The following is a 6,174-nucleotide window of genomic DNA, read 5'->3' as shown; positions in this document are numbered from 1 at the left end:
CGCCGGGACCGCCGCGGCGGCGGCCATCTCGGCCGACGAGGCGGCCGGCGCGGCGGCAGCGCGGCGCACCTCGGCCGAGGAGGCCCTGGACCAGGCACGCGACCTCGCCCGACGCGTCGAGCAGCGCCGGATACTGGCCGCCCGGCAGGAGGAGCTCGCGGCACAGGCACCCCGGATCGAGCTGCTCACCACCGGACTGGACGCGGCCCGCCGGGCCGCTGTCGTCGCGCCCGCCCTGGACGAGGTCCGCCGCCGCACCGCGGCGGTCCACCGGGCCGAGGCCGACGAATGCGACGCCCGGAACCGGCTCGGACGCCATCCATCCGGGCTCCTCCCCGGGGGAGAACCCGCCCCCTCGGGACCACTGCCCGAGGAGGCCACCGGGAGGCCTGCCGAGGCGCCTGCCGAGGAACTCGCCCGCCTGGCCCGCCTCGCCCACACCGAGACCGGGCGACTGGAAACGTTGACCGACACCCTCGCCGCCGCCGAGCGGGACGCCGAGGAGGCCACCGGGGCCGACCGGGACACGGCCGCCCACACCCGGTCCGCCGCCGAACTCGCCGAGGCGATCAGCGTCACGCTGCCCCGCGCCCGTGTCGAGGCCGAGGCCCGGGTGGAGGTCGCCCGGCGAGCCGGCGCCGCCCTGCCCGGCCTGGTCGAACGGGCCCGGTGGGCCAAGGAGCTGGCCTCCGCCGTCCGGGAGGGGCGGCAGGTGCGGACCGTGGCCGACGAGGCCGAACGAGACGCATCCGCGGCCCGGACCCACGCATCCGACCTCCGGCGGCAGCGATTCGACGCCATCACCGCCGAACTCGCCGCCGCGCTTGTCCATGACACGCCTTGTCCGGTCTGCGGGGCCCTGGAGCATCCCGACCCGGCCGAGACCCGGGCCGATCATGTGAGCAAGGACGCCGAGACCGCGGCCGGGCAGGATGCGGACCGGCTCGCCGACGCCGCGACGAGGGCAGGCCGGGCGGTGGCCCACTGGGAGTCCCGGGTCCGGGCGCTGCACGCCGACCTGGTCGGCCCAACGGACGGGGACGACCGCGCGGACCCGAACGACAGGGCGGACCCGGACGACCGCGTCGAGGCCGCCTTCGCCGAGATCCGCGCGCTTCCGGTCGCGACGCTGCTGGGCGGCTCCGAGGCGCCGGTCGCGGATCGGCTCGATGAACTCGCCGCCGTGCTGACCCACGCGGTCCGCGCCCGGACCCGGGCGGCTAAGAAGCTCGCCGCGGCGGAGGCCGCGTTGCGCGAGGTCCACGAGAACGAGAAGGAGACCGCGGCCCGCCATTCCGCCGCACGGACCGCGGCGCAGGCAGCCCGGGAACGCGCGGCGGACGCCCGGGGCCGTGCCGCCCGGCGGCTCGCCGGCGTTCCGGCGGAGCTATGCGACCCCGAGGCACTGGCCGCGCGCCGCCGTGCCGTCACCGCCCTCGCCGCCGATCACGAGGCCGCGCAGGCCGCGGCCCTGGCAGCCGAGCAGGCCCGGGCCGAACACATCCGCGCCGGGACGGCCGCCCTCGACCAGGCGCGGCAGGCGGGGTTCTCCGACCTGGACGACGCCGCCGAGGCCGTGCGGGACTCCGACTGGATGCGCCGCGCCGCGGACGAGGTCCGAGCCCATCGGGACGAGCTCGTCGCCGTCGGGGCCAGGCTGGCGGGCGAGGATCTCGCCGTCGACCCGGACACCGAGGTCCCGCTGGCCGACCACGAGACGGCCGTGGCCGACGCCCGCGAGGTCCACGAGAGCACGCTCGCCACGGCCGCACGCGCCCGGGAACGGGCCGAACGGCTGGCCGCGCTGGTCACGGAGTTCACCGAGAAGCTCACTACCCTGGATCCGCTGCGGGAGGCGGCGGACGAGCTGCGGGGACTCGCCGATCTGGCCGCCGGGCGGGGTGCCAACACCGAGCGCATGCCGCTGTCCAGCTTCGTGCTGGCGGCCCGGCTGGAAGAGGTGGCCGCTGCCGCCAGCCATCGGCTCGCGGCGATGAGCGGCGGCCGGTTCACTCTGGTGCACGACGCGGGGGAAAGCCGCGACAAGCGCCGGCGCGCCGGCCTCGGGCTGCTGGTCGACGACGCCTGGACCGGCCGGCGGCGCGACACCGCCACCCTGTCCGGCGGGGAGACCTTCCAGGCGGCGCTGTCACTGACCCTCGGGCTCGCCGACGTCGTGACGGCCGAGGCGGGAGGCCGGCGGATGGACGCGCTGTTCATCGACGAGGGTTTCGGCACGCTCGACCCGGACAGCCTCGACGAGGTGATGACCGTCCTCGACGAGCTGCGTTCCGGCGGCCGGCTCGTCGGCGTCGTCAGCCATGTCACCGAGCTGCGCCAGCGCATCCCGAACCAGATCCGGGTCGTCAAAGGGGTCGGCGGCAGCCGGGTCGAGACCACGTCCTGACCCGGACGCACCACTGACCCGGATACACCGCTGGCCCGGATACACCACTACTCGGCCGGCCTAGCCGGGAAAACCGCATCCCAGGCCAGGACCCGGGATCGGGAAACGGCCACCACCGGATTCCGGTGGTGGCCGTTTCGGCATTGCCGGACGGACCAGGGATCGGATCATTTCATCGAGTCTTCAACGGAGATGTCCGGCTACGAGAACAGGTTTATGGTGACCGACTTTCCACTGAACGGTCTCTGGAGGGGGAAGGTACGGCTGTAGTTGTCCGAGTTGTCGGAACACTGGACGCTGAAGGTGGCGCTTGTGCCGGCCACCGGAACCTGCTGGAGGCTCAGGCTGTAGAAGCCGCCGGCGCCGACGCCGGACGAGTCGAACTCGCCGGCCGTCGTGCGGACCGCCACGCCCACCGCGGCGCTGGCCGGGCACCTGGCGACGCCGCCGATCAAGACGTTCGAACTGTTCAGATCCGCGCTCGCGGGAAGGGCCGATGCCAGCGTCAGCGCGCCGGCGGCTCCGGCCGAGGCGAGGAGACCCACGGTCTTACGCATTCTCATGACGAAATAACCTCTCTCAACAGATGCGACCTCTTGCCCGCCGAGGGAAGGTTACCCGACTCCGGAAACGTTATTCGCCGCCGTCGCCATTTTTTGCGCCGAGGCCTTTTCAGTTTTATCGGCGACTTTCCGGGTAGCCGGGGCGGAATGCCGGGAGAGAGCTGTTGATGGGCTCTCTCGAATTCCGGGAAACGAGGCACGATAGTCGCCGGTTTCCACTGGAATATCGCCGTCCAAGCCATCCTCCCCAGCCGATATGTCTAATTATATGGATGGCTATCTGGACGGCTTTGTCCCGGCCGGGAAACGGCTCGTCCCGGGCCGGGAAACGGGCCGGCACGCCTGGCTGGCACCTCAGCCCGGGCCGGGTGAGATAGCCGGCCGGGTCAGCGGGCCGGCAGCAGCAGCACGAGGTCGTCGCGGTGGACGATCTCACGTTCGTACGACAGTCCGAGTTCCATGGCGAGGTCGGCCGTCGAACGCCCGAGCATCACGGGCAGCTCCGCCGCGTCGAAGGCAACGAGCCCCCGCGCCACGGACCGCCCGTCGGGGTCGACCAGGTCCACCGGGTCCCCGGCGGCGAAGTCCCCCTCCACGCCGGTTATCCCGGCGGGCAGCAACGACGCCCGCCGCCGTACCACCGCGGCCACCGCCCCGGAGTCCAAGTGCAGCCAGCCCTCGGGGGCGGTCGCGTGCGCCAGCCAGAGCAGGCGGGAGGCCCGACGCGGCCCGGTGGAGTGGAAGACGGTGCCGACCTCGTCCCCCCGCAGCACCGGTGCGGCGTTCGCGGCCGAAGTGATGATCGCCGTAACGCCGCCGGAGGCCGCCATCCGGGCTGCCTCGATCTTGGTGGCCATCCCGCCGACCCCGACACCGGCGGTGCCCGTGCCCCGGGCGGTCAGCCCGTCCAGGTCGGTGTCCGAACGCACCTCGCGCACCATGGTCGCCGGGCCCAGCCGGGGGTTGGCGTCGTACAGGCCGTCCACGTCAGACAGGAGCACCAGCAGGTCCGCCGACACGAGATGGGCGACGATCGCGGCGAGCCGGTCGTTGTCGCCGACCCGGATCTCCTGGGTAGCCACCGCGTCGTTCTCGTTGATGATCGGGATGACGTCGAGCTCGAGCAGCCGGTCGAGCGCGGTCCGGGCGTTGCGGTAGTGGGTGCGGCGGATCACGTCGGTCGCCGTCAGCAGCACCTGGCCGACCTGGTGACCGGCCCGTCCGAACGCCGCCGCGTAGCTGTGTACGAGCGAGCTTTGGCCGACGCTCGCCGCCGCCTGCTGGGTGGCGAGGTCACGCGGCCGCCGGGCCAGGCCGAGCGGGGCGAGACCCGCGGCGATGGCCCCGGAGGACACCAGCACCAGTTGTTGTCCGGCCCGGGGCAGCACCGCGGCCACCAGCGCCTCGAGCCGGTCGGCGTCCAGACCGCCGACGGCCGTCGTCAGCGAGGACGAACCGACCTTGACGACGACCCGGCGCGCGTCGGTCACGAACGGACGCACGCCTTCATCCTTCTTCTTCTCCTCGTACCGCCGGTTCTCCTCGTACCGCCGGGTCGACGGCGACGGCGACGGCGGCGACGGCGGCGCGGCGAGCCATCCGTTCGGCCCGGGTCAACCGCACCGAGGCCCGCAACCGGTCGTCGGTCCCGCGCGGCCCGAGGGACACTGGGGAACCCGTGTCCCCACCTCGGCCGGGTGACGGTGCCGCACCGGAGGCCGCGGTGCCGGCCGGCCCGCGACCACCCAGACCGGTCTCGGCGAGCCCGTCGCCACCCGGCTGATCATCGCCGCCCAGCCCGCCGTTACCCAGCCCGCCGCCGCTCAGCGTCGGCTCCCAGTCGAACGTGACCTCGCCGATGGTCACCTCCACTCCCGCGGTGGCGCCGAGGCGGGCGAGCTCCTTCTCCACGCCGAGGCGGGCGAGCCGGTCGGCGAGAAAGCCGATCGCCTCGTCGTTGGTGAAGTCGGTCTGCCGCACCCAGCGCTCGGGCTTCGACCCGATGATCAGGAAACCGTCGCCGAGGGGGCGCACCGTGAAGTCGGGCTCGTTCACCGCGCGGGGACGCAGCACGATGCGGGTCGCCGCCCGGGCCGGCGCAGCCGCCCGGTGCTGGGCGACGATGTCGGCCAGGGCCAGGGACAGCGCGTGCACGCCACGTCGGGTCGCGGTACTCACCGCGAAGACCGCGAGGTCACGGGCTCGCAGCTCGGGGGCGACGAGCTCCGCGAGCTCCGCGGCGTCCGGAATGTCGATCTTGTTGAGGACGACCAGCCGGGGACGGTCAGACAGATCGGCGGAGTAGGCGGCGAGCTCGGCCTCGATGACGTCGAGGTCGGTCATCGGATCACGGCCCGGTTCCAGGGTGGCGCAGTCCAGCACATGCACGATCACCGAGCAGCGTTCGATGTGCCGGAGGAATTCCAAGCCCAGCCCGCGTCCCTCGCTGGCGCCCGGTATCAGGCCGGGGACGTCCGCGACCGTGTAGGGCGGATGATCACCCGCCTGCGCCACACCGAGATTGGGCACCAGCGTGGTGAAGGGATAGTCGGCGATCTTCGGCTTGGCCGCGCTGAGCACCGACACCAGGGAGGACTTGCCGGAGCTGGGAAAACCGACGAACGCGACGTCGGCCACGGTCTTGAGTTCCAGCACGGCGTCGAGCTGCTCGCCGGGCTCGCCGAGTTCGGCGAACCCGGGGGCCTTGCGGCGGGCCGACGCGAGCGCCGCGTTGCCCCGCCCCCCACGGCCGCCGCGGGCCAGTACGAACGCGCTGCCCGGTCCGACCAGGTCGATGATCTGCTCGCCGTCCTCCGTCAGCACGACGGTCCCGTCCGGCACCGGGAGGACGAGGTCCGCACCGTCCGCTCCGTGCCGGTTCGACCCCTGGCCGGGGCGTCCCCGGGAGGCGCGCTGATGCGGATGGAAGTGGAAGTCGAGCAGGGTGGTCACGCTCGGGTCCACCACGAGGCGGACGTCACCACCCCGGCCGCCGTCACCGCCGTCCGGCCCGCCCAGCGGCTTGAACTTCTCCCGGTGGATGGAGGCACAGCCATGACCGCCGTCCCCGGCCGCCGCATGCAGCACCACCCGGTCGACGAACGTCGGCATCACCGCCTCCTCTCCACATCCCTCCCCGCGAGTCCCTCCCTGCGAGAGACGCACCAAAGCCGCGCAACCACGCTCGGCAGGGCGGTGGTACGC

General features: G+C 73.2%; 4 protein-coding genes. 1 reads left to right on the top strand and 3 read right to left on the bottom strand.

The features are described from left to right. Positions 1 to 2,407: SbcC/MukB-like Walker B domain-containing protein (locus AC08OQ_RS04535; RefSeq protein ID WP_476611915.1), on the top strand; the 2,407-nt coding region annotated here is incomplete at its 5' end. A 200-nt stretch (positions 2,408 to 2,607) separates the two neighbouring features. Here the strand turns inward: AC08OQ_RS04535 and AC08OQ_RS04530 are convergent. From AC08OQ_RS04530 to obgE, 3 genes are all read right to left on the bottom strand, one after another. Then, positions 2,608 to 2,970, bottom strand: coding sequence for a hypothetical protein (locus AC08OQ_RS04530; protein WP_462186085.1), 363 nt, complete (start codon positions 2,968 to 2,970; stop codon positions 2,608 to 2,610). Between the two features lie 386 nt (positions 2,971 to 3,356). Next, positions 3,357 to 4,472 carry a glutamate 5-kinase gene (proB, locus tag AC08OQ_RS04525; protein ID WP_476599199.1) on the bottom strand — a complete coding sequence of 372 codons (1,116 nt, stop codon included), beginning with the start codon at positions 4,470 to 4,472 and terminating at the stop codon, positions 3,357 to 3,359. A 4-nt stretch (positions 4,473 to 4,476) separates the two neighbouring features. Then, positions 4,477 to 6,081 (bottom strand): GTPase ObgE, encoded by a 1,605-nt coding sequence (gene obgE, locus AC08OQ_RS04520; protein ID WP_476599203.1) that lies wholly within the window; start codon positions 6,079 to 6,081, stop codon positions 4,477 to 4,479. Positions 6,082 to 6,174 lie beyond the last annotated feature (93 nt).

The organism is Frankia sp. CcCS3 (assembly GCF_977927575.1).
The sequence above is the reverse complement of the archived record's forward strand: the minus strand, read 5'-3'. Positions and strand labels throughout refer to the sequence as shown.